Raw genomic sequence first — 23,017 nt, 5'->3', positions numbered from 1 at the left:
CCCGGGCCGTCACACCACTGCGGTCGTCGCGCGCGTGGTCGACGCGATCGTCGCCGAGCCCACGACGCGCGTGCCGTCGTAGAGGACGATCGCCTGGCCTGGGGCCACTCCGCGGACCGGCTCGGTGAAGCGCACCCGCAGTTCGCCGTCGACGAGTTCCGCCGTCACCTCCGTCTCGCCGCCGTGGGCGCGGAGCTGGGCCGTGTATGTGCCGGGGCCGGCCGGGGCCGTGCCGCACCAGCGGGGCTTGATGGCGGTCAGGGCGGTGACGTCCAGGGCGGCGGCGGGTCCGACCGTCACGGTGTTGTTCACCGGGGAGATGTCCAGCACGTAGCGCGGCTTGCCGTCGGGGGCCGGGGTGCCGATCCGCAGGCCCTTGCGCTGGCCGATCGTGTAGCCGTACGCGCCCTCGTGCGTGCCCAGCTTCGCGCCGGACTCGTCGACGATGTCGCCCTCCGTCTTGCCCAAACGGGAGGCCAGGAAGCCCTGGGTGTCGCCGTCGGCGATGAAGCAGATGTCGTGCGAGTCGGGCTTCTTGGCTACCGCGAGGCCCCGGCGCTCGGCCTCCGCGCGGATCTCGTCCTTCGTGGTGACCGTGTCGCCGAGGGGGAACAGTGCGTGCGCCAGCTGCTTCTCGTCGAGGACACCGAGGACGTACGACTGGTCCTTGGCCATGTCGGAGGCGCGGTGCAGCTCGCGCGTGCCGTCGTCGAGGGTGACGATCTTGGCGTAGTGGCCTGTGCAGACCGCGTCGAAGCCGAGAGCGAGCGCCTTGTCCAGCAGCGCGGCGAATTTGATCTTCTCGTTGCAGCGCAGGCAGGGGTTGGGGGTGCGCCCGGCCTCGTACTCGGCGATGAAGTCCTCGACCACGTCCTCACGGAACCGTTCCGCGAGATCCCAGACATAGAACGGGATGCCGATGACATCCGCGGCGCGACGGGCGTCGCGCGAGTCCTCGATGGTGCAACAGCCGCGTGCGCCCGTGCGGAACGACTGCGGGTTCGCGGACAGCGCGAGGTGGACGCCGGTCACGTCATGGCCCACTTCGGCGGCGCGGGCGGCGGCGACGGCGGAGTCGACCCCACCGGACATGGCGGCGAGGACACGGAGAGGGCGCTGCGGGGTGTCAGTCATAGCCCTTCAAGAGTACGGGGCCGAAGGGAACCGCGGCCCGTGAGTATCCGTTGACGATCACATGGGGGATCGGAAAGCGGTGAGGGACGGCGACGGGCGGCTCGGGCGGCGGGCGCTGATCGTCGGCGGCACGGCGGCCGCGGTGGGCACGGCCGCGCTGGCGCGCAGGGAGCTGGCGCATCTGTGGTGGCGGCTGCCCGGCGTGGAGAAGCCGCGTGTGGAGGGCGCGGTCGACTTCCGGGGCGCGCAGTGGGTGGCCGCGTCACCGGCCAACCTGCGGCGCGCGGACCGGCCCGACGACTACGGCATAGACCGCGTGATCATCCATGTCACCCAGGGCGGCTACCGCAGCGCGGTGAAGGCGTTCCAGGACCCGGCGCACGGCGCGGCGGCGCACTACATCGTGCGCAGGGACGGCCGGATCACACAGATGATCCGGGAGCTGGACGTGGCGTTCCACGCGGGCAACCGGGAGTACAACGAACGGAGCGTCGGCATCGAGCACGAGGGCTTCGTGGAGCGCGCTTCCTCCTTCACGGACGCGATGTACGAGGCGTCGGCGCGGCTGACGGCCGGGATATGCGGGCGGTACGGCATACCGGTCGACCGGGGGCACATCATCGGACATGTGGAGGTGCCGGGGACGGACCACACGGATCCGGGGCCGCACTGGGACTGGGACCGGTACATGGGGCTTGTCCGCAGGGCTCGGACAGCAGGGGCACAGCGCGTGGAGAGCGCTTACGGAGCGCGGACACAGTCACAGTCGAATGTGACTCAGATCACTCGCCAGTGACATTGTGAGCGGCCTTCGAGAAGCATGTGTCCGATCCGTTCCACACCCTTCACCCGATCGGGGACGCTTCAACTTGGCTTTTTTTCAAGCAAGTTGAGTGCCCGACACACTCACTGCGGCCGCACAGCGTCCACGACGTCCCCCTAAGTTGGCCCCAGCCTTTGCACAGCCCTTATGGCCAGCATCCCCGGCCATGACTCACACCACAGAGCCCGCACCCAGAGCGGGCAGGGGCAAAGGCCTGCACCGGCGCAAGTTCCTCGGCGGCATGCTCGGAGCAGGCCTGGCGGCAACGGCGGCGGGCGGCACGGCGATCGCGTTCCTGACCGACGCGGGCAAGCAGAAGGCCGGCGCGGCCACCACCACGCTCACCATCCCCGACCTCCTGGAGGGCACGACCTCGGACGGTACGACCACGTTCACGCTGGAGGCCAGGACCGGCACCGCCGAGGTGATCTCCGGCGTCACCAGCAGCACCATGGGCTACAACCAGTCGTTCCTCGGCCCCACCATGAAGTGGACCAGGGGCGACACCGTCCTGCTCAACATCACCAACAGCCTGGGGGCGGACACCACGGTCCACTTCCACGGCGCCCACGTCCCCGCCAAGATGGACGGCGGTCCCCAGGTCGCGTTCGCCGACGGGAAGACCTGGTCCCCGACCTTCACGGTCAAGGACGACGCCAAGACGCTCTGGTACCACCCGCACGCCCTCGGCACCACGGCCGAGCAGGCCGTGCACGGCCTGGCGGGCATGATCATCGTGGAGGACGACTCGACCACGTCCGCCGCGCTGCCCAGCGACTACGGCGTGGACGACATCCCGATCATCCTGCAGTGCCTGGCGGCCGACAGCTCCGGGGACATCAAGTACAACCTGACCGGCTACCTCAGCAGCGGGCTGAGCTACCCGGTGCTGTGCAACGGCACGAACGTCGACGACACCACGCTCTCGTTCACCGCGACAAAGACCCGCACCCGGTTCCGGCTCCTCAACGCCTCGCCGTCCGACATCATCACGGTGCAGCGCAGCGACGGCGGCCCGATGACCCAGATCGCCACCGATCAGGGTTATCTCGCCGAGGCGGCCGAAGTGACCAGCATCCGCCTGGTGGCCGGTGCCCGCGCCGAGATGGTCATGGACCTCAGTGCCGACGTCACCCTCCAGGCGGTCGTCACCACCGGATGGGTCCGGGGCGGCAGCGGCACGTACGACTTCCTGACCGTGACCGCGAGCGGCTCCGACACCCCGGACAGCCTGCCCAGCACCCTGAACACCATCGACCGGTACGACACCAGCGACTTCACGGCCCGGACGATCACGCTCGGCCAGAGCGGCACGACCATGCTGATCAACGGTTCGGCCGGCACCAGCATGAGTTCCATGGCCATGATCAGCACCACGCTGGGTTCCAAGGAGATCTGGACGATCAAGAACAACACCCAGCTGGAACACTCGTTCCATCTGCATGACGTGCCGTATCAGCTGATCTCCATCAACGGCGAGGATCCCACCGGCGTCGAGCTCGGCTGGTACGACACGTACGAGGTGGTCGGCGGCGGATCCATCGAGATCGCCATGGAGTTCACCGACTTCTCCGATGACACGTACATGTACATGCTGCACTGTCATCTCCTTCAGCACGAGGACGAGGGCATGATGGCCTCCCTCATGGTGACGGAGAGCTAGCACGCACCGGCCCCGGTCAGTACAGGGCTGCCGCCGGCAGGGCGACCGCCGGCGGCAGCCCCTCCCTGGCCCAGGGCACCGCGCCACAGACGCGGGAAGGTGGCGACGAAGGCGAGCGCGGACGCGATCAGGAACGCGCAGACGTAGAGGATCAGGGTGCGGCCGGCCGCCGGGGCGCCGGTGTGCAGCGCGACGACCCCGGCGACAAGGCCCAGGCAGAGCAGGACGTTGTAGACGGCCACCCCGGAGCGCCACAGGGTGACTTCGGGTGCGTCGGCGGTGGAGGTCGTGAGGAAGACGCGGACGGCCGGCCGGTCGTAGAAGAAGCGCTCCAGCGTGCCCACGGCGATATGCGTCAGGGCCGCGATCGCAGCGAAGACCTGAGTGACGACGTTCACGGTCCGGAGTGTCCGCCGCGGCCTGGGGCCCGGCAGGGCGCGCGCAGAACCGCGCGCCGGCGCGAGCGCCGCCAGGTCGTATCGAGTTCGACGACCGGGCCTGGTACTCCTAGGTCAGGCCGGCCGTGCGGGCCCGCTCCACCGCGGGGCCGATCGCCTTGGCGACCGCCTCGACGTCGGCCTCCGTGGACGTGTGGCCGAAGGAGAAGCGCAGGGTGCCGCGGGCGAGGTCCGGATCGGTGCCGGTGGCGAGAAGGACATGGCTCGGCTGGGCGACTCCGGCCGTGCAGGCGGAGCCCGTGGAGCACTCGATGCCCTGCGCGTCCAGCAGCAGGAGCAGGGAGTCGCCCTCGCAGCCCGGGAACGTGAAGTGGGCGTTGGCCGGGAGCCGGTCCACCGGGTCTCCGCCGAGGATCGCGTCCGGGACGGCCGCACGGACCGCGGTGATGAGGTCGTCGCGCAGGGCGCCGATCTCACGGGCGAACCACTCGCGCTGCTCGGCGGCGAGCCGTCCGGCGACCGCGAAGGAGGCGACGGCCGGCACATCGAGGGTGCCGGAGCGCACATGACGTTCCTGGCCGCCGCCGTGCAGCACCGGTACGGGGCTGTACTCGCGGCCGAGGAGCAGCGCGCCGATGCCGTACGGGCCGCCGATCTTGTGGCCGGAGACGGTCATGGCGGCGAGGCCCGAGGCCTCGAAGTCGACCGGGACCTGGCCGAAGGCCTGGACCGCGTCGGAGTGCAGCGGTACGCCGAACTCCCCTGCCACATCGGCCAGTTCGCGGACCGGCATGACCGTGCCGATCTCGTTGTTCGCCCACATCACGGTGGCCAGGGCCACGTCCTCGGGGTTGCGGGCGATCGCCTCGCGCAGGGCCTCCGGGTGGACGCGGCCGTAGGAGTCGACGGGCAGGTACTCGACCGTGGCGCCCTCGTGTTCGCCGAGCCAGTCGACGGCGTCGAGGACCGCGTGGTGTTCGACGGGGCTCGCAAGAACGCGGGTGCGGGCCGGGTCGGCGTCGCGGCGGGACCAGTACAGGCCCTTCACGGCGAGATTGTCGGCCTCCGTGCCGCCGGAGGTGAAGACGACCTCGCTGGGGCGGGCGCCCAGCGCTTCGGCAAGGGTCTCGCGGGCCTCTTCCACGGTTCGCCTCGCCCGACGGCCGGATGCGTGCAGCGAGGAGGCGTTGCCGGTGATGCCGAGGTGCGCGGTGAGCGCCTCTGCAGCCTCGGGGAGCATCGGGGTGGTCGCGGCGTGGTCGAGGTAAGCCATGGTGGGCCCAATTCTAGGGCCGACCTCCTCTCGCCCTGCGTGCAGCCGGACCCAGGGGCAACCGCGCCCGCGGCGATGCCCCCTAGAAGCTCCAGGACACCGTGTTGTCCAGCTGTATGAAGGTCACCAGGACGACCAGGTCCGCGATGCCCAGACCCATGCCCAGGAAGGCGCGGCCCCGGCGGTTCGTGCCGCGCCACAGGGCCACTGCCGCCAGGGCGATGGCGATCGGGCCCAGGAAGATGTTCAGCACGAGAAGGCCGAGCAGGCCCAGGATGAAGGACGCGACGGCCATGCCGTCCGCGTCGCGCTCTCCGGTGCGGCGGGCCGGTGCGGCGGTGTCCTCGGTTCGTGCGGCGGTGAGTTGCATGACGGTCAGCTCCCGACAGGTCGGTTGGGGTACGGCGGATCAGTGCGCCGACGGGTGGCGCCGGCGCCCGTGCCGCTCGCGGACCGCGAAGACCACGAGCCAGGCGCCGATGACGGCCGCGGCGACGAGGGTGAAGGAGAGCGGCGCATGGGCCACGGTGCCCAGGACGGCGCCCAGCAGCAGAAGTGCGGCAACGAAGAACAACATGGGATGAGGTCCCCCTCCGAGATACCTCTGGTGAGGTTTCGGTGAACGGTTGTGGTTACACTTGTTCACTGACTTCTGAGTCTAGCGCGTCCGACGGCTTTTAAATTCCAGAGAACAGTTGTTAACTGCATGGCATGAGTCACACCCTCGGCATCCGACAGGCCCAGAAGCAGAAGACCCGGCAGGCGCTCCTGGACGCGGCACTCGGACTGTTGGAGGAGCAGAGCCTGAGCAGCCTGGGCCTGCGCGAGGTCACCCGCGCGGTCGGCGTCGCCCCGACCGCCTTTTACCGGCACTTCCGCTCGACCGCGGACCTCGGCGTGGAACTGGTCGAGGAGGCCCTCGGCAGCCTGCACCCGATGATCGAGTCCACCGTCTCCGCGGCCGGGGACAGCGACGAACGCATCGCGCGCGCCGTCGACCTGATCGCACGTCATGTGGACGCGCACCCTGCACACGTACGGTTCATCGCGCGCGAGCGGCACGGCGGCGTCCAGCCCGTGCGGGAGGCGATCCGGCGGCAACTGGCCCGGTTCGCCGAGGAGGTGAGCGTCGCACTGGCCGAGCACCCCGAGGCCGAGGAGTGGAGCGACGAGGACCTGCTGATGCTGGCCGGCCTCTACGTCGACCAGATGCTGATGACGGCCTCCCAGTTCCTGGAGGCGCTGGAGGGTTCCGCCGAGGAGCGGGACCGGGTGACCCGGATGGCGGTCCAGCGGATGCGGCTGATCAGCATCGGCCGCCACCACTGGATGGACTGACCGGGAAACGCACAGGGGCGGCGCGCCCGTCCACCGAGCGCGCCGCCCCTGTCGTAAGCAGTTCGTTCGTACGCAGTCCGGGGTCAGCCCTGCTGCGCCTGCTGCTGCCCCTGACCGCCCGGCTGCCCGCCGCCCGGTCCGCCGCAGCCGCCGCCCTGCCCGCCGCCGGGACCGCCCTGGCCGCCGCCCTGGCCGCCGCCGGGCGCGCCGGACGGCATGCCCGAAGGGGTGCACGTCGGCTTGCCGGTGGGCCTGCCCGACGCCGCCGCACCCGTGGGCGCGCCCGAGGGGGCACCCGACGGGGCGCCGCTCGGCCGGCCGGAGGCGCCGCCGGTCGGCATACCGGACGGGGCCTGACAGGCCTGCTGCTGCCCGGAGTTGCCGCCGTTCGAGGACGACGAGCCGCCGGAGCCGCACGCCGTCAGGACGAGGGGCGAGAGCGCCAGCAGGGCCACCGCGGGGACGAGACGCACACGCTTCATGAGAAACAACTCCAAGGAAGATGAGGATTCCTGAGGCGGGCACTCAATCAACGGCGCCTGGGGCTTCCTTGGGACCCTTCTGTCCCCGGCCTGTGCGTCGGGTAAAGCGCACCCCAAGAGACCGCACTGACCGGGGACTTCAGGAACGCCCCTCGGCGACTGGCTGGTACAGCCTCGTGACAGAAGCGGCGGCGGCCGCCAGTTCCTCGCGCGCTTCCGGCGGGGAGAGCACCTCCACCCGGTCGGAGAACGCGAGCAGTTGACGGACCTCGCGGACAAAGCCGTACGACAGCCGCGCGGTCACCCACTCGCTCTCGCCGTCGTCATCAGGAAGTCCGACCAGCGCCGAGGCCATGATGCGCAGGAACATGTCGAGGCGGTCCCGCCGGACCCGTACGGTGACGTCGAGTCCGCCGGGGCGCTCCTCCACCTGGCGGCGCACCACCTCCCAGGCGTCGGCGAGCTCTACGCCCGGCCGCCGCTTCACGGGATCGTCCAGGAGCGTGGCGGACTGCACCCGGTCGGCGCGGAAGAGCTGGGGTTTCGCACGCCGGTCGGCGACCAGGTACCAGACCCCGGCCTTCGAGACGAGCCCGTACGGGTCGACGGTGTACGTCCGCGCCTCGCGCTCGCCGCTGTGCCGGTAGCGCAGCCGCAGCCGGCGGTCGGCGAAGACCGCGTCCTGGAGGGTGTCCAGGTCGACGGCGCGCTGCGGTCCGCCCTTCCATCGCGTGGCGTCGACCAGGATGCGGCGGCTGGTGGCCTCGGCGGCGGGCCGGTGCGGGGCGGGCATCGCAGCCATCACCTTGCGCAGCGCGGAGCCGAGGGCCGCATCCAGGCCCAGGGCCGCGTGCGCGCCTTGCGCGGCCAGGATGAACAGGGCGCGGGACTCGTCGGCGGTCAGTCCCGTGACGTCCGTACGGAAACCGGCGAGCAGTTCGATGCCGCCGTGCCGTCCGCGCTCCGCGTACACCGGGACGCCGGAGGCCGACAGGGCCTCGATGTCGCGGTAGATGGTGCGCACCGACACCTCCAGCCGCTCGGCGAGTTCATGGGCGGGGACGCGGCCCCGGGTCTGGAGCAGCAGGAGGATCGAGAGCAGGCGGTCGGACTTCACCGGCCCAGAATCGCGGTGCCGCGAGGGACCGCGCAAATGTTGACGGAAACTGTCAGGTTATGAGGGGACTCTCATGGCACCCACTCACCGAGAGGACCGCCATGAACATCGATCCCCGCCCCGTGTACGCCCGCGCCACCGAGCAGGCGGCCGCGCTGATCAAGACAGTACGGCCGGAGCAGCTGACCGATCCCACGCCCTGTACCGAGTTCGACGTCCGTGCGCTGCTGAGCCACATCGTGGGCGGCACCCGCCGTATCGCGGTCGTCGGCGAGGGCGGCGACGGGATGGCCGTACACCCGTTCGCCGACGGGGTCGAGGACGACGGCTGGGCCGGCGCCTACGACGAGGTGCGGGCGCGGGTCCTCGGGGCCTGGGAGGGCGACGACCGGATGACGGCGGCGGTACGCGTGCCGTGGGGGGAGGTCCCGGGGCACGCTGCGCTCTCCGGTTATGTGATGGAGCTCGTCACGCACACCTGGGACCTCTCCGAGGCCCTGGGCCATCCGCACGGACTCGACACGGAACTGGCCGAGTTCGCGTTCGCCGTGGCCCGGCGCGTACTGCCCGCCGAGGGGCGCGACGACCAGACGCCCTTCGGTCCGGTCCGTCCGGCCCCCGAAGAGGCCGACGCCTACGGCCGTCTGGCGGCCTGGCTGGGCCGGACGGCGCTCAGCGCAGCCTGACCCGCGCCAGCTGCCGGGACTGGGCGACCAGGCGGTTCGCGCTGTCCCAGACCTCCGCGTCCTCCTCCAGGAAGCCGCCTGCGAGGTTGCGTGTGGTGATCGACACCCGCAGCGGTCCCGGCGCCGGACGGGACCGTACGTGCACGGTCAGCTCGACGGTCGGCACCCAGCCGGAGATACCGAGTTCGAAGGCGGTGGGCGGCAGCGCGTCCACCGCGAGGAGCAGCGAGAGCGGGTCCGCGTCGCGGCCGTCGGCGAGCCCGAACCAGGCCCGCATCTCGCCCTTCCCGGACGGCGCCCCGAGCGCCCAGCCCAGCGTGGCGGGGTCGAGCTTGAGCATCAGCCGCTCGGTGATGGCCGAGCTGCCGTCGACCGGTGTGGGGCCGTCTTCGGGCCCGAAGCACTGGTCCATCGGCGGGAGGACGGGCGGCTGCGCGCTCGTACGGACGTCGTCGGGCAGGGAGTCCAGGTCACCGTAAGAGGCGAGGACGCGAATCCGTTCGACCTCGTTGCCCTCGTCGTCATACTGGAAGAGAGAGGCCTGGCCCGTGGAGAGAGTACGGCCGGTGCGGACGACGTCCGCGCGGATCACCGCGGGACCCGGCTGGGACGCCGTGAGGTAGTGCGCGGAGATCGTGAACGGGTCGCGGTGCGGCAGGGCGTCCGCGAGGGCGCGGCCCAGCACGGCCAGCAGATAGCCGCCGTTGACGGCACTGATGATCGTCCAGCCGGCGGAGAGGTCGATGTCGTAGACGCCGGGTTCCCGGAGGGTGACCGCGGTGTCGCGGTCGAACTCGCTGTCGCCGATCGTGGCCCGCGTGGCCTGTGCGGTAGCTGCTTCTGGCATGGCTGAACGGTACAACAAGAAATTACTAAGCAGTAGCTTTGGGTGTTTCCGCTGTATGACGTTCCCCTGAACGCTTGCGCGGACCTCGGCACAGACCTGCGAACACCTGCAGGAATCCAGCCATCCATAGGTGAGGTTTTGGCAATTTCTCGGTAAGTGTCCGCACTCGTCCGTGACCGAGAGCCCCCCTGTCCCCTCTCAGAAGACGTACAGCTTGTTTCCTCCGTTCACAGGAAGAGCCGGATACGCCGATGAGCCTGACTGGGACGCCGTTCCTCATCACGTCGATCGTCCTCTTGGTGATCGCCCTCATCCTGCCGCTGTTCCTGTGGTCCCGGGTCCGCGGCCCGCTGATCCTGCGCAACGCCGTCCGGGTCGCCATGCTGCTGTTCGCACAGGTCACGGCGGTCACCCTGGTCTTCGTCCTGGTGAACAACGCCAACAGCCTCTACGACAACTGGTCCGATCTGCTCGGCACGGGCAACCATGTGGAGCAGGCCGCCGACCTCGGCAAGGACGGTACCGGCGGCATCCAGGTCAAGGCCCTGCCGAAGGTCCACCAGAACTTCACCCCGGCTGACGGGCCGGGGATGCACGCGGCGGGCGGGGTGCAGGTCACCCAGCTCAAGGGGCGGGTGTCGGGCGTCGAGGCCGAGGTCTATGTCTGGCTGCCGCCGCAGTACAACGACCCCGCCTACAAGGACAAGAAGTTCCCGGTGGTGGAGCTGCTGTCGGGCTACCCGGGCTCGGCGAAGGCGTGGTTCGGGTCACTGAAGGTGCACGAGCAGCTGCTGCCGCTGATGAAGAGCGGGCAGGTGGCGCCGTTCATCCTGGTGTCCCCGCGCACCAACCTGATCGCCAAGGTCGACACGGGCTGCGCGAACGTCCCGGGCGCCGTGAACGCCGACACCTGGCTCAGCATCGACGTACCCAAGATGGTGACGGACAACTTCCGCGCCGAGTCCGCTCCGAACGGCTGGGCGGCCGCCGGTTACTCCGCGGGAGCGCACTGCGCGGCGAAGCTCGTGACCGCGCACCCCGACCGCTACCGGGCCGCGATCAGCCTGTCCGGCTACAACGACCCGATCGGCGAGCGCAACTCGCTCGCGGCGAAGAGCGTCGCGATGCGTCGGGCCAACAACCCCTACTTCCTGCTGAGGGGCTACCACACCCCGCCCCGTATCTCGCTCTACCTGTCCGGCGAGAACGGCGACGGCTACCAGGCGGCCGAGGCGCTGGAGTCGATCGCCAAGCCGCCGACGGTCGTGCGCGCGGTGCTGATCCCGCGCAGCGCCGGCGGCCACAGCATGGCCCTGTGGCGGCCGCAGATCCCCACGGTGTTCACCTGGCTGACCCAGCAGATGACCGGCCAGTCGACGGGGAGTCTTCCTCAGCCACATTGGACCGCCGGTTCCAAGCGCGCGGAGCTCGCCAGTGGAACCTCATCGCCATCAGGCGTAGTACGAAAGCGGTGACGACCGCGAGCCCCGAGGTGAGCGGGGTCAGCGCGTCGTAGCGGATGCAGAGAACCACCATCGTGGCGCCGACGATCGCCGGTACCGCGTACAGGTCGCGGTCCCAGCGCAGCAGCGAGGGCACCTCGTTGGCGAGGATGTCACGCAGGACACCGCCGCCCACGGCCGTACCGAGGCCGAGGGCGGCGGACGCCGTCAGGCCCAGCCCGTAGTCGTACGCCTTCGTCGTCCCGGCGACGCAGAACAGGCCGAGGCCGGCCGCATCGAAGACGTTGACGGCGACCTGGATGCGCTCCACCTGCGGGTGGAGGAAGAAGACCAGGAGGGCGGCGAGCAGCGGGGTCAGGAAGTACCCCAGGTCGGTGAACGCGGCAGGCGGCACAGCACCGATGACCAGATCGCGGAACACCCCTCCGCCCAGCGCGGTGACCTCGGCGAGCACGGCGATGCCGAAGACGTCGAAGTTCTTGCGGACGGCCAGCAGAGCGCCGGAGATCGCGAAGACGAAGATGCCCACGAGATCGAGCGTGTGCTGGACGGAGGGGCTGAACAGTTGCTGGAGCACCCTTACATTCTCACCCATTGAAGGGTGTGCACCTTACAAAGCAAGGCATCGGCCTTGAAACGCCGAGGTTACAGTGCGGGCTTCCCGGTGGTGAAGATCCATTTCTGGAAGAGGTCGTCCAGCTTCTGCCCCGAGACCTTCTCCGCGAGCCGGATGAAGTCCTCGGTGTTGGCGTTCCCGTACCTGTGGAGCTTCGTCCAGGCGGGCAGGAGCTTGAAGAACGCGGTGTCGCCGATGCGCTCGCGCAGCGCCTGGAGCGTCATCGCACCGCGCTGATAGACCGCGGAGGCGAACATGGTGTCGCGCTGCGGGTCGGCCACCTCGATCTGCCAGAAGGCGTTGTCGGCGGGGCGGGCGTTGTACGCCGCGAGGAAGGAGTCGTGCGCCGAGCGGGTGCCCTTGTGCTCGGCCCACAGCCACTGGGCGTAGGACGCGAAGCCCTCGTTGAGCCAGATGTCCTTCCAGCGCTCCACCGAGACCGAGTCGCCGAACCACTGGTGGGCCAGTTCGTGCACGATGGTCGTCTCGGAGCGGACGGCCGAGTACGCGGGCTTCGACTGGACCTCCAGCGAGAAGCCGGCCTCGGGCATGTCGTCCACGATGGCGCCGGTCTCCTCGAAGGGATACGGGCCGAAGACCTGCGACCAGTAGTCGGTGGCCTCGGCGGTGACGGCGTACACGTCGACGCTGTTGCTGTTCGCGAGCACCGGGTCGATGGCGACGTAGATCGGGATCCCCGACGGGGTCTTCCCGGTCCGCACGTCGAACTTGCCGATGGTCGCCGTCGCCAGGTACGTCGCCATCGGCTTTGACTCCCGCCAGTGGGTCACGGTCTGGTCGCCCTTGTCGTACGTCGATATCAGGCGGCCGTTGGAGACGGCGGTCAGGCCCTTGGGGGCCTTGATGCGGATGTCGTAGGTGGCCTTGTCGGAGGGGTGGTCGCTGGACGGGAACCAGGTGGAGGCGGCGTTGGGCTCACAGGCGACGAAGACACCGTCGGATGTCTTCATCCACCCGTATTTGGAGCCGAAGACGATGGGCCCGCCGAGGGGTTCGGGTATGCCGCCGTAGGTGACCGTGACCGTGAAGTCCCTGCCCTTGGGGAGGATGCCGCGCGGGGTGATACGGATCTCGTCGCCCGAGCGCGTGAAGGCCGCGCGTCTGCCGTTCACCTCGATCTTCGTGACCTCCAGCTTCTGCAGGTCGAGGTCGAAGGAGGTGAGGCTCTGGGTGGCCCGCGCCGTGATCGTCGTACGGCCGTCGAGGCGGGCGGTGTCCGGGTTGTACGCCACGTCCAGGGCGTAGTGGCGGGCGTCGAAACCGCCGTTGCCCAGTTGCGGGAAGTAGGAGTCGCCGATGCCGTCGGCGCCTGGGGACGGGGCGGAGGAGGCGGCGATGACCAGGAAGGAGGCCGCCGCGGTGACGAGGACCCCTAATCGTGCCGAACGGGAGAGTGCCATGAGTCGTCCCTTCGAGCGTGCTGCCGATCAAGCGGACACGCCCGACTCTGCGCTCCCCCGTTCAGTCATGCACATGACTTTACCAACTTGTCATGTGTTACCGGCTGATTGACTCCTGACGGTTCGTCGGTCCGAGGGACGCACCAACTGCGTTGCCCCGGTGACCGGAGATCCGGTCACCGGGGCAACGCCGCGGTGAGTTCTTCTCTTTACTTCTGAGCGTCGGTTTCCGACTCCCCCGACGCGTCCGGCTCCTCGGAAGCAGCCTCGGCAGCCTCGGTGGTCTCCGCAGATGCGGCCTCGGCCGCCTCCGCCTCCGCCTGCACCTCCGCGGCCACCGCCGCCGACGTCTCCGCCGACTCCGCCAGCACCTCGTCGGCGACCAGTTCGGCCGCCTCCTTGGCCACGCTCAGCAGGACCGTGTCCTGCGGGGCCTGGTCCTCGAAGTTCTCCGGGTGGTGGCAGGCCACCCGCTGGCCCGGCTTCAGCTCCAGCAGCTGCGGCTCGGTGGTCTTGCAGATCTCCGTCGCCTTCCAGCACCGCGTGTGGAAGCGGCAGCCGCTCGGCGGCGAAATCGGCGAGGGCACGTCGCCCTTGAGCAGGATGCGCTCGCTCTTCGCCGACTTGCGCTTCGGGTCCGGGATCGGCACCGCCGACATCAGCGCCTTGGTGTACGGGTGCATCGGCGCCTTGTACAGCGACTCGCGGTCGGCCAGCTCCACGATCTTGCCGAGGTACATCACCGCGATCCGGTCCGAGACGTGCCGGACGACCGACAGGTCGTGCGCGATGATCACGTACGTCAGGCCCAGCTCCTGCTGGAGGTCGTCGAGCAGGTTGACGACCTGCGCCTGGATCGACACGTCGAGCGCGGAGACCGGCTCGTCCGCCACGACGAGCTTCGGGTTGAGCGCGAGCGCGCGGGCGATGCCGATGCGCTGGCGCTGACCGCCGGAGAACTCGTGCGGATAGCGGTTGTAGTGCTCGGGGTTGAGACCCACGACCGACAGCAGCCGCTGCACTTCCTTCTTGATGCCGCCCTCGGACGTAACGCCCTGGAGCCGGAAGGGAGCGCCGACGATGGTGCCGATGGTGTGGCGCGGGTTGAGCGACGAGTACGGGTCCTGGAAGATCATCTGCACATCGCGGCGCAGCGGGCGCATCCCGCTCACCCCGAGGTGCGTGATGTCCTTACCCTCGAACTCGATCGTTCCGGCGGTCGGCTCCAGCAGCCGGGTGATCAGCCGGCCCATCGTCGACTTGCCGCAGCCCGACTCGCCCACGACGCCCAAGGTCTCACCGGACTTGACCTCGAAGTCGATGCCGTCGACCGCGCGCACCGCACCGACCTGCCGCTGGAGCAGGCCCTTCTTGATCGGGAAGTGCTTCTGGAGCCCGGTCACCTTCAGCAGGGTCTCGCCGGGGGCGGCGTCCTTGTTGAGGGTGGCACCGCCGCTCTGCGCGGGGATGGTCACCGCTGCGTCCTTGGGGTTCTCGCTCACAGCTTCGGCGCAATCTCTTCGGTCCAGATACGCTCCCGCTGCTCCTGGCTCATATGGCAGGCGGCCCAGTGCCGGCTGCCGACCTCGGTCAGCTCGGGGCGGACCGTGCGGGTGACGTCGTCCTTGGGGATGTCCGCGTACGGGCAGCGGGGGTTGAAGGCGCAGCCGGACGGGACGTTGATCAGGGAGGGCGGCGAGCCCTTGACCGGGATGAGTCGCTCCTGCTGCTCACGGTCCAGGCGCGGCATCGAGCCGAGCAGGCCCCAGGTGTAGGGGTGCCGGGGCTCGTAGAACACCTTCTCCGCCGGACCGCGCTCCACGCAGCGGCCGCCGTACATCACCAGGATGTCGTCGGCCAGCTCGGCAACGACGCCCAGGTCGTGGGTGATGATGATGACCGCGGAGCCGAACTCCTTCTGCAGATCACGGATGAGGTCGAGGATCTGCGCCTGGACGGTCACGTCGAGGGCGGTGGTCGGCTCGTCCGCGATGAGCAGTTCGGGGTTGTTCACCAGCGACATCGCGATCATCGCGCGCTGGCGCATACCGCCGGAGAACTCGTGCGGGTAGTTGTCCACACGCTTGTCCGGCTGCGGGATGCCCACCCGGTCGAGCATCTCGATCGCCCGCTTGCGGGCGGTCTTCTTGTCGACGTCGTGGTGGATGCGGTACGCCTCCACGATCTGCTGACCGATCGTGTAGTACGGGTGCAGCGCGGACAGCGGGTCCTGGAAGATCATCGCCATGTCGCGGCCGCGCAACTTGCGCACATGGTCGGGATCGGCCGACAGCAGCTCGGTGCCGTTCAGCCAGATCTCACCGGATATCTGCGCCTTGCGCTTGCCGTACTGGCCGGCGGTGTGCAGACCCATGATGCCGAGCGACGTCACCGACTTGCCGGAACCCGACTCGCCCACGATGCCGAGGGTCTTGCCCTTCTCCAGCTGGAAGCTGAGCCCGTCGACGGACTTGACCAGGCCGTCGTCCGTCGGGAAGTGCACCTTCAGGTCGCGCACTTCCAGGAAGGCGGACGGGGCCGGCGAAGCGTCCGTGGGCTCGCCCACGGCTCCGGTCTTGCTGAGTTCGGTCATGCGAGCCTCACTCGGGGGTCGATCACGGCGTACAGGAAGTCCACCACGAGGTTGGCGACGATCACCGCGAGCGAGGTGATCAGGGTGACGCCCAGGATGAAGGGGAGGTCCTGGTTCTTGATCGCGTCCAGCACCTTCTGGCCGAGGCCGGGGAGGCTGAACGTGGTCTCGGTCAGGACCGCGCCGCCGATGAGGGCGCCGAGGTCCATGCCCAGCATGGTGAGGATGGGCGTCATGGTCGAACGCATGGCGTGCTTGCCGATGACGACCGGCTCCTTGAGACCCTTCGCTCGGGCCGTGCGGATGTAGTCCTCACCCAGGATCTCCAGCATGGTGGCGCGGGTGATGCGTGCGTACATCGCCGCGTAGAGGAAGGCGAGGGTGATCCACGGCAGGATCATGCCGCCCAGCCAGCCGGTGAAGCTCTGCGAGAGGGGCACGTACTGGGCGTCGATCCAGCCCAGTCCGTAGCTGAAGATCGCAAGGCTGAGCAGACCGGTGAAGTAGATGGGGAGCGAGACACCGGCGAGGGCGACGACCATCGCGCTGCGGTCCCACAGGCTGCCCCGCTTGAGCGCGGACAGGACACCCGCCGCGACACCGAAGACCAGCCACAGCACGGCGGCACCGAGCGCGAGACCCAGGGTCACCGGGAATCGGTCGGTGAGCACCGGCCAGACGGCCTGTTCGCTGCGGAAGGAGTAGCCGAAGCACGGCGCGGCGCAGTGGGTGACGTCACCGCCGCCCGAGTAGGTGCGGCCTACGAAGATGCCCTTGAAGAAGTCCCAGACCTGGATGTAGATCGGGTGGCTCAGACCCAGCTTCTCCCGCACGGCCTCGACGGCGGCAGGGTCGGCCTGCTTGCCCACGAAGCTCGTGGCGATGTCGACGCCCGCCCACTTCGGGACAAGGAAGAAGATGCTGAAGACCACCAGGATGATGACCACGAGCATCACTGCGGCGGCGATCAGCCGCCTGATGAGGTAAGTGAACACGGCTTACGGCCCGCCGCGGACCGCGGGCCACCGGAGGTTGTCCGGTGGCCCGCGGTCACGCCGCGCCGGCCTTCACCTGCCTTTCGTGCCGTTCGGCGGGTGTGCCGGGTTTACTTCGTGGACTTCAGGCCCAGGTTGACGAAGTCGTACTGACCGCTGTACGCGTTGGTCGTGTACACGTTCGCCAGGTTGCTCCCGCGCCAGTTGATGAACTTCTCGAAGACGAAGGGCAGGTAGTAGCCGCCCTCCATGACCTTGTGGTTGATCTCGGTGGACAGCTCGGTCTTCTTCGAGTCGTCCAGCGCCTTGACGTACTGGTCGAACAGACCGTCGATGGTCTTGTCCTTGATCAGGGCGTAGTTGTTGTTACCGCTCTGCAGGATGTACTTGCTGTCCCACAGCGGCAGACCGAAGCCCTGGACGGACGGGAAGTCCGGACCCCAGCCCATGATGATGATGCCGTAGCCCTTCTTCTTCACGTTGTCGGGGCTACCGATGACGCCGGTGGTCTGCGAGCCGTCGTACTGGTCGATCTGGGCGTTGATGCCGACCTTCTTCAGCGACGCCTGGAGCGACTGGGCGGTGGCCACCTCGACCGGCTTGTTGTTGCGGACGGCGATGGTGGTGCTGAAGCCGTTCGGCTGACCGCAGGCCTTCAGTTCTTCCTTGGCCTTGTCTGCGTTGCCGTTCTTGTTCGCGGTGGCGATCTGGAACGGGTCGTACTTCTGGCCCTCGGAGCCCGGCACGGACGGCGGCAGCATGTTGGTGCCGATGTCACCACCGGCGATCGGGCCACCACGCGCCGTCTGCAGGGAGACGTGGTCGGCCCCGTAGATCACCGCGTTGCGGCAGTGGATGTTGTCGAACGGCTTCACGCTCTGCGGGAAGACCGCGTAACGGATGTAGCCGGAGACCGGGTTGTCCAGGTTGCCCTTGTGCTCCTTCAGGGCGATGGTGCGGCCCTGCGGCGACATGCCGGTCTGGCCCAGGTCCAGGTCGTAGTCACCAGCGATCAGGCGCTGGTCCATGTCGTTGGCGTTCGTGAAGAACTTGATGCTGATCTTGTCCGGGTACGCCTTGCGGATCGGGTCCGAGGACGCCTTCCAGTTGGTGTTGCGGACCAGGACCAGCGACTTGCCCGGGTCGTACGACTGGAACTTGTACGGGCCGGAGGAGAAGGGGTGCAGCGTGTACTTGGCCTTGGTGTCCATGTCCTGGCGGACCGGGGACGCCGAGGTCAGCGCGAGCATCTGCAGGAAGTCCGAGTTGGCCTCGGGCAGGTGGAAGACGATCGTCTTGGCGTCGGGCGTGTCGATCGCCTTCAGGCCCAGGTGGTCCTTGGAGGTGTCCTTGTACGGGCCCTTGTAGGTGTTCTTGGGGTCGAGCACCTGCTGGAGGTAGACCGGACCGCCGGAGAGAACGTCCTGCGCCCAGACGCGCTCGATGCCGTACTTGATGTCCTGGGAGGTGACCGGCTTGCCGTCCTCCCAGGTGGCCCCGTCGCGCAGGGTGAAGGTGTAGGTCTTGCCGTCGTCGGAGACCTTGCCCATGTCGGTGGCGAGGTCCGGCGTGAGCTGGGCACCCGCGGCACCGGGCTCGGTCTTGAAGCTGACCAGCTGACGGCTGTAGTAGCGCATGAAGTTCCATGCGAAGCCGTAGTAGCCGCGCGTGGTGTCCCAGAAGTCGGCGTCCTGGGCGGCCGCGAACTTCAGCTCGCCGCCCTTCTTCACCGCCGAGGCCTGGGCGACCTTGTTGTTGGCGGCGTCGAAGCCGGCCGCGCCGTTCTTCGAACCGCCGTCGCTGTTGCCGCCTCCGCCGCACGCCGCCGTGGTCAGCAGCGCGGCGACCGCGGCGGCAGCGGCCAAAGCCTGCTTGCGCCGCCCTGAGGTGCGTTCGGTAGTCACGATCTCGGATCCTCCGGATAGATGAGAGACCCCGTGCAGTTCCACGGGTCGCTGGGGGTACGGCAGTTCAGCGGGAGCCCTTGGGGTCCAGCGCGTCACGCACGCCGTCACCGAAGAGGTTGAAGGCGAGCACGGTGATGAAGATCGCCACGCCGGGGACCACCATGTACATGGGGTCCGAGTCGTAGTAGTCGATCGCGTTCGAGAGCATCTGGCCCCAGGAGGCCGTGGGCGGCTTGACGCCCACACCCAGGAAGCTCAGGGCGGCCTCGGTGAGGATGTTGGTCGGGATCATCATCGTCGTGTACACGATGATCGGCGCCACGAGGTTGGGCAGCAGCTCCTTGAAGAGGATGTAGAACCGCCCGGCGCCGAGAGAGCGGGCCGCCTCGACGTACTCGCGTTCGCGCATCGAGAGCGTCTGACCGCGCACCACGCGTCCCACGTAGGGCCATCCGAAGAAGCCGATGACCAGGATCATCACGAAGACGCGCACGCCCGTGCCGGTCAGGCCCAGCATCTGGTTCGGCATCACCGAGACCAGCGCGATGATGAACAGCAGCTGCGGGAAGGCAAGCAGACCGTCCATGATCCGGCTGATGACCGAGTCCACCCAGCCGCCGAAGAAGCCGGCGAGGATGCCCAGCACGGTGCCGAGGACGACCGCCACCAGCGCGGAGAGGAAGCCCACGAGGAGCGAGATCTGCGCGCCGTAGACGATACGGGCGAAGATGTCGCGGCCGTTGACCGGTTCGACGCCGAGGAGGTGGTCGCCGCTGATGCCACCCAGGGAACCCTTGGGCGTTCCGAACAGCGGGTCGATCAAGTTCTCGTGGTACGCGTCGGGGTCCTGCCCGACCAGGTTCGTGATCACCGGCGCGAGGATCGCGATCAGGATCAGCACGAGCACGATGATGCCGCCCGTCAGGGCGAGCTTGTCGCGCTTGAGGCGCTCCCAGGCGATCCGGCCCAGGGAACGTCCCTGTACGGCCTTGGCGTCGGCTCCGGCTACAGCCGCTTCCTCAGCAGCACTCGGGGCCGCTTCCGCGGTCGGCTCGTGCAATGGTGCCGTCATCTGGCAGGGACCCCTCTCAACCGGTGGTGACCGGCCCGCGCTTGCCGCTGTGGCGGCATGATTCAGTCCGTCGTACACAGGGGCGAACCCCTGAAGCCGGAGTCTTCAACGCTCTGGCGATCTGTTGCCAGACTTGGAGGTGAATGGATGCATAAACGTGATGCGGGCTGGAGGGTTCCGTTATCCGAACAGCGGGTAACGGGGGTCGGACGCGGGTCAATCGGGACACATCACGACAGAGCGCGATAATCCCCCCTCATCTACGCGCGGAGAAGTGCTCTCACTGCCGGACACCGCCGACCGTGGGCACGGTCCGGGGTCGGATTCCGGGGTCAGGGTCCGGCGTCAGTACGTGCCGCGCGCCGGTGGGTAGCCGTAACCGCCCGCCGCGGGGGCCTGGGCCGGGGCGGCGTGGGCCTCGCGGTCGTAGAACGGACGGGAGCCGGCGCGGAGCCACATCGCGACCGGGTCGTACTCGTCCGACATCGCGACGGTCGACACCGGCAGCCCCTCGGGGACGGCGGCGATGGACTGCTGCATCATCGCGCGCACCGAGTCGACGGCGGGCGGCGACGTGTCGTACACGTCCAGGCCGATCGCCAGATAGGGGGCGCCGAGGGCGGGCTGCACCCAGGCGCGGCGCAGCGAGCGCACGGCGGGCGTGCGATGCGCGTTCTGCGTGAGCAGGGCGTAGAACTGCGGGACCTCGATGGCCGGTTCGGACAGCCGCAGCGGTCCGGCGGGCTGGCGCTCCAGACCGGTGGCGATGCGCCGCAGATCCAGCCAGGGGATGCCGACGCCGCCGCCCGGCGCGTGCGGGTTCAGCCACAGGCCGTAGTGGTCCGGGTAGAGGGTGCGGGCCACGTCGAGCCCGTCGACGACCTCGTACGAACGGTTCCAGCCGCTGGCCGAGAGTTCCTGGGCGGAGGTGACGCAGGGCGCGTAGCCGTAGCCGTCCACCTCCATGTTTCCGTACTGGGCGTCGGGCGAGCCGGCCTGGCCGTGCCACAGCAGCATCCAGACCTGGCCGGACGAGGGGGTCGCGAGCGCGCGCAGGAGCGACTCGTAGGCGTCGTAACGCCCGGGCGTCACCTGGCGCAGCATGTGCTCGACCTGCCCGGCCGCGGTGCCGCTCGCGCTCGCCCCGCTCACCCTTTACCGCCCCTTCGCTGAAGACTCGCCCCGCATATGAAACCAGCTTAAGCGCCTACGGGCTCGGGGCTCGCTGCCGTCCGACGGGTGCCGGCGCATCGTGGCTGGTCGCGCAGTTCCCGCGCCCCTTCAGGGGCTCGCTTCAGTGACCGTACTGATAGAAAGGCCGGACCCTTTCCCTCATCCAGTCCCCCACCGGGTCCTGGGCCACGTCCAGGAGTACCAGGTTCACCGGCCACTCCACCGCGACCTTGCCCAGAGCCCGGCCCAGGGCCTCCATGGGGAGGGCACGGAGGTCACCCTCCCACTCGGACAGTTCCACGCCGACGAACATCACCGGGTCCGCGGTCTCGATCGCGGCCAGGCAGCGGCGCGCGGTGAGCACCACTCCGGTCGCCGCGAACTCGGCGGACGCGGCGGCGAGAAAGTCCACCGGGTCGTCCTGCCAGTCGGGTTCGAACAGGCGGACACGGCCGCCGCTCGCGGGCCCGTCGAGCGCGGTGCGCCCGGCCACGCACAGCTCGGCCACCGCGTCCGGCGGCAGCGGCACGCCGACCACGCCGTCCGGGTTGACCGCGATACCGACCTGCGGGGGCAGCCCGCGGGCGAACTCCACGGCGGGCGCGATCGTGTACGACATGTGGTTCCCCACGACCTGGCGGAACTGCTCCTCCGAGCTGAAGACCGGGACGTACGCCTGGCCCTCGATCTCCAGCGTGGGCAGGTCGAGGGGGCCGCTGTGCGGGCCGCCGCCGTTGGGCAGTGGCACCCAGAGAAAGCTGCGGCCGAGGACCTCGACGATCCGGGCTCCGGCCGAGGGGATGCCGATGGAGGCTGAGAGCGCCTCCTCCAGCTCGTTGCCCGGCCATCCGCCGTGCGAATGGGGGTGCGCCTGTGCGGGGAAGTCCAAGGGAAGGTCCGCCGGGAAGTCCATCTGCCTACCGCCTGCTGAGAACCACTGCTGTGGCTGAAAGGCTAATGGGTGTACGGGCATGAGCGGTCAGCATGCGAAGTCGATCCGGCGCAGAACGTCCGCCGCGTCCCGGTCCAGCAGCACCGCCGAGCCGCAGCCCTCCGGCAGATCGCCGCGCTCGACGGACCGCAGCAGGTGTCGGGTGGCTCTGCGGTGCCTGAGGAACGCGTAACGCGACACGCCGCGGCCGCGCTCGTGCTGGCCCGCCAGGGCCGTGTCCGGGGTGACGTCGAGCAGGAGCAGATGGAGCGTGCCGCCGCGGCGGCGGGCCTGACGGGCCAGCCAGGTGCGCACCCAGGACTGCGTACCGCAGTCGTGCACGACGACTCCCGTGCCGGTGCGCACCGCGCGGCGCAGGCCCGCGTAGTGCGCGAGGCGGACAAGGGGGCGGTAGACCGCGTACGGCAGGAAGCGGGCCAGGCGGGTGTCCCAGCGGTCGCGGGTGTCCTGGGAGTCGACGCGGACGCCCCGCACGGCGCGCCGTATGAGCGTGGACTTGCCGCTGCCGGGCAGGCCGGTCACCACGACGACGTCGCTCGCGCCGAAGGTGAGCCCGTGCGGGCTGCGGCCCGCGCGGTCGCGAAGATCACGCACCACTCCCGCCCGCAGCGGTCCGCAGGCCTGCCGGGCCGGGGCTGTGGGCTGCTTGGGCAGCGCAACGGCCGAGGTCGTGGCGTACACCGTGGTCCTGTTCACCGTGATCGTCCTCCCCTTGGGGTCAGGAAGTCCCATCCCCGTCGAGTGTAAAGAGAAGGTAATGCGCGGTGTCTCTCGTTTCCGTACTCGAACCGCCACAACCCGGTTACAGAGGCGGCCTGCCACGATCGGGCGAGGCGTGCAATGATGTGCGCGCCAACTGCATACCGGCCGCTTGAATCCGCGCGGGAGAGTTCCGGGTACGCGTGTACCCGGGCGCCGAAGGAGCAAGTCCCTCCCTTGAATCTCTCAGGCCCCTGATACCGCGCGGGCGAGGCACATCTGAAAAGCGAGCCGCTGGTCAGTGGCTCCACCCAAGGTGCAAGCCGTGATGATCCGCCGCGCGGAGTCATGGCGAACCTCTCAGG

General features: G+C 69.1%; 22 protein-coding genes, 1 pseudogene and 1 riboswitch. Of the genes and pseudogenes, 5 read left to right on the top strand and 18 right to left on the bottom strand.

Annotated elements, in window-relative coordinates; translation table 11 throughout:
* Window positions 1–9: 9 nt before the first annotated feature.
* Window positions 10–1,134: a tRNA 2-thiouridine(34) synthase MnmA gene (gene mnmA / locus ABT186_RS10470; protein ID WP_351228237.1), complete on the bottom strand. Its 1,125-nt coding sequence runs from the start codon at window positions 1,132–1,134 to the stop codon at window positions 10–12.
* Between the two features lie 61 nt (window positions 1,135–1,195).
* On the opposite strand from mnmA, the gene ABT186_RS10465 reads away from it, so the two are divergent.
* Together ABT186_RS10465 and ABT186_RS10460 are read left to right on the top strand one after the other, a co-directional pair.
* On the top strand, window positions 1,196–1,930 hold the full coding sequence (locus tag ABT186_RS10465) for an N-acetylmuramoyl-L-alanine amidase (RefSeq protein ID WP_351228239.1): 735 nt from the start codon (window positions 1,196–1,198) through the stop codon (window positions 1,928–1,930).
* A gap of 193 nt (window positions 1,931–2,123) precedes the next feature.
* Complete coding sequence (locus ABT186_RS10460; RefSeq protein WP_351924491.1) at window positions 2,124–3,620, top strand: multicopper oxidase family protein; 1,497 nt, start codon at window positions 2,124–2,126, stop codon at window positions 3,618–3,620.
* Here the strand turns inward: ABT186_RS10460 and ABT186_RS10455 are convergent.
* From ABT186_RS10455 to ABT186_RS10440, 4 genes are all read right to left on the bottom strand, one after another.
* Window positions 3,617–4,018: a DUF1304 family protein gene (locus tag ABT186_RS10455; RefSeq protein WP_351228243.1), complete on the bottom strand. Its 402-nt coding sequence runs from the start codon at window positions 4,016–4,018 to the stop codon at window positions 3,617–3,619. The genes ABT186_RS10460 and ABT186_RS10455 overlap by 4 nt on opposite strands.
* Window positions 4,019–4,127: 109 nt before the next feature.
* Window positions 4,128–5,291 (bottom strand): cysteine desulfurase family protein, encoded by a 1,164-nt coding sequence (locus tag ABT186_RS10450; RefSeq protein WP_351228244.1) that lies wholly within the window; start codon window positions 5,289–5,291, stop codon window positions 4,128–4,130.
* An 82-nt stretch (window positions 5,292–5,373) separates the two neighbouring features.
* The gene (locus tag ABT186_RS10445) at window positions 5,374–5,661 is read right to left on the bottom strand and encodes a DUF4190 domain-containing protein (RefSeq protein ID WP_351228245.1); all 288 of its coding nucleotides are present in this window, start codon (window positions 5,659–5,661) and stop codon (window positions 5,374–5,376) included.
* A 39-nt stretch (window positions 5,662–5,700) separates the two neighbouring features.
* Window positions 5,701–5,868, bottom strand: coding sequence for a hypothetical protein (locus tag ABT186_RS10440; protein WP_351228247.1), 168 nt, complete (start codon window positions 5,866–5,868; stop codon window positions 5,701–5,703).
* A gap of 134 nt (window positions 5,869–6,002) precedes the next feature.
* Here ABT186_RS10440 and ABT186_RS10435 point away from each other — a divergent pair, with 134 nt between their 5' ends.
* Complete coding sequence (locus ABT186_RS10435; protein WP_351924489.1) at window positions 6,003–6,629, top strand: TetR family transcriptional regulator; 627 nt, start codon at window positions 6,003–6,005, stop codon at window positions 6,627–6,629.
* Between the two features lie 83 nt (window positions 6,630–6,712).
* Here ABT186_RS10435 and ABT186_RS10430 read toward each other — a convergent pair whose 3' ends face one another.
* Both ABT186_RS10430 and ABT186_RS10425 read right to left on the bottom strand, forming a co-directional pair.
* Window positions 6,713–7,111 carry a hypothetical protein gene (locus ABT186_RS10430; protein ID WP_351924487.1) on the bottom strand — a complete coding sequence of 133 codons (399 nt, stop codon included), beginning with the start codon at window positions 7,109–7,111 and terminating at the stop codon, window positions 6,713–6,715.
* A 139-nt stretch (window positions 7,112–7,250) separates the two neighbouring features.
* On the bottom strand, window positions 7,251–8,228 hold the full coding sequence (locus ABT186_RS10425; protein ID WP_351228253.1) for a helix-turn-helix transcriptional regulator: 978 nt from the start codon (window positions 8,226–8,228) through the stop codon (window positions 7,251–7,253).
* Window positions 8,229–8,329: 101 nt separating this feature from the next.
* On the opposite strand from ABT186_RS10425, the gene ABT186_RS10420 reads away from it, so the two are divergent.
* Window positions 8,330–8,914: a TIGR03086 family metal-binding protein gene (locus ABT186_RS10420; RefSeq protein WP_351228255.1), complete on the top strand. Its 585-nt coding sequence runs from the start codon at window positions 8,330–8,332 to the stop codon at window positions 8,912–8,914.
* On the opposite strand, the gene ABT186_RS10415 is transcribed toward ABT186_RS10420, so the two are convergent.
* Window positions 8,901–9,761 (bottom strand): thioesterase family protein, encoded by an 861-nt coding sequence (locus ABT186_RS10415; RefSeq protein WP_351228257.1) that lies wholly within the window; start codon window positions 9,759–9,761, stop codon window positions 8,901–8,903. The two genes, ABT186_RS10420 and ABT186_RS10415, sit on opposite strands and share 14 nt — an antisense overlap.
* A gap of 251 nt (window positions 9,762–10,012) precedes the next feature.
* Here ABT186_RS10415 and ABT186_RS10410 point away from each other — a divergent pair.
* Window positions 10,013–10,816 (top strand): annotated as a pseudogene (locus tag ABT186_RS10410) (alpha/beta hydrolase); the annotation flags it as partial.
* A 286-nt stretch (window positions 10,817–11,102) separates the two neighbouring features.
* Here the strand turns inward: ABT186_RS10410 and ABT186_RS10405 are convergent.
* The 10 genes from ABT186_RS10405 to ABT186_RS10360 all read right to left on the bottom strand — a co-directional run bounded on the left by ABT186_RS10405 (window position 11,103) and on the right by ABT186_RS10360 (window position 22,685).
* On the bottom strand, window positions 11,103–11,801 hold the full coding sequence (locus ABT186_RS10405) for a trimeric intracellular cation channel family protein (RefSeq protein ID WP_351924541.1): 699 nt from the start codon (window positions 11,799–11,801) through the stop codon (window positions 11,103–11,105).
* Between the two features lie 68 nt (window positions 11,802–11,869).
* Window positions 11,870–13,261 carry a M1 family metallopeptidase gene (locus ABT186_RS10400; protein WP_351237496.1) on the bottom strand — a complete coding sequence of 464 codons (1,392 nt, stop codon included), beginning with the start codon at window positions 13,259–13,261 and terminating at the stop codon, window positions 11,870–11,872.
* A 209-nt stretch (window positions 13,262–13,470) separates the two neighbouring features.
* Entirely contained in the window at window positions 13,471–14,763 is a 1,293-nt protein-coding gene (locus tag ABT186_RS10395) for an ABC transporter ATP-binding protein (protein WP_351924485.1), read from the bottom strand.
* Window positions 14,760–15,854 (bottom strand): ABC transporter ATP-binding protein, encoded by a 1,095-nt coding sequence (locus ABT186_RS10390; RefSeq protein WP_351237500.1) that lies wholly within the window; start codon window positions 15,852–15,854, stop codon window positions 14,760–14,762. Before ABT186_RS10390 ends, ABT186_RS10395 begins: the two co-directional genes overlap by 4 nt.
* A complete protein-coding gene (locus tag ABT186_RS10385; protein ID WP_351237502.1) occupies window positions 15,851–16,849 on the bottom strand; it encodes an ABC transporter permease in 999 nt (332 codons plus the stop codon). The genes ABT186_RS10390 and ABT186_RS10385 overlap by 4 nt, the downstream gene beginning before the upstream one ends.
* A gap of 110 nt (window positions 16,850–16,959) precedes the next feature.
* Complete coding sequence (locus ABT186_RS10380; RefSeq protein WP_351231932.1) at window positions 16,960–18,753, bottom strand: ABC transporter substrate-binding protein; 1,794 nt, start codon at window positions 18,751–18,753, stop codon at window positions 16,960–16,962.
* Window positions 18,754–18,820: 67 nt separating this feature from the next.
* Window positions 18,821–19,828 (bottom strand): ABC transporter permease, encoded by a 1,008-nt coding sequence (locus ABT186_RS10375; RefSeq protein ID WP_351231934.1) that lies wholly within the window; start codon window positions 19,826–19,828, stop codon window positions 18,821–18,823.
* 345 nt (window positions 19,829–20,173) lie between these two features.
* Window positions 20,174–20,932 carry an enhanced serine sensitivity protein SseB C-terminal domain-containing protein gene (locus tag ABT186_RS10370; RefSeq protein ID WP_351231964.1) on the bottom strand — a complete coding sequence of 253 codons (759 nt, stop codon included), beginning with the start codon at window positions 20,930–20,932 and terminating at the stop codon, window positions 20,174–20,176.
* A gap of 190 nt (window positions 20,933–21,122) precedes the next feature.
* Window positions 21,123–21,914 carry an enhanced serine sensitivity protein SseB gene (locus tag ABT186_RS10365; protein WP_351231936.1) on the bottom strand — a complete coding sequence of 264 codons (792 nt, stop codon included), beginning with the start codon at window positions 21,912–21,914 and terminating at the stop codon, window positions 21,123–21,125.
* 66 nt (window positions 21,915–21,980) lie between these two features.
* Entirely contained in the window at window positions 21,981–22,685 is a 705-nt protein-coding gene (locus ABT186_RS10360; protein ID WP_351231938.1) for an AAA family ATPase, read from the bottom strand.
* Between the two features lie 140 nt (window positions 22,686–22,825).
* Window positions 22,826–22,925, top strand: a riboswitch (glycine riboswitch).
* The last annotated feature ends 92 nt before the right edge of the window (window positions 22,926–23,017 follow it).

The organism is Streptomyces sp. NPDC001634 (assembly GCF_040298185.1).
Lineage (GTDB): Bacteria > Actinomycetota > Actinomycetes > Streptomycetales > Streptomycetaceae > Streptomyces.
The sequence above is the reverse complement of the archived record's forward strand: the minus strand, read 5'-3'. Positions and strand labels throughout refer to the sequence as shown.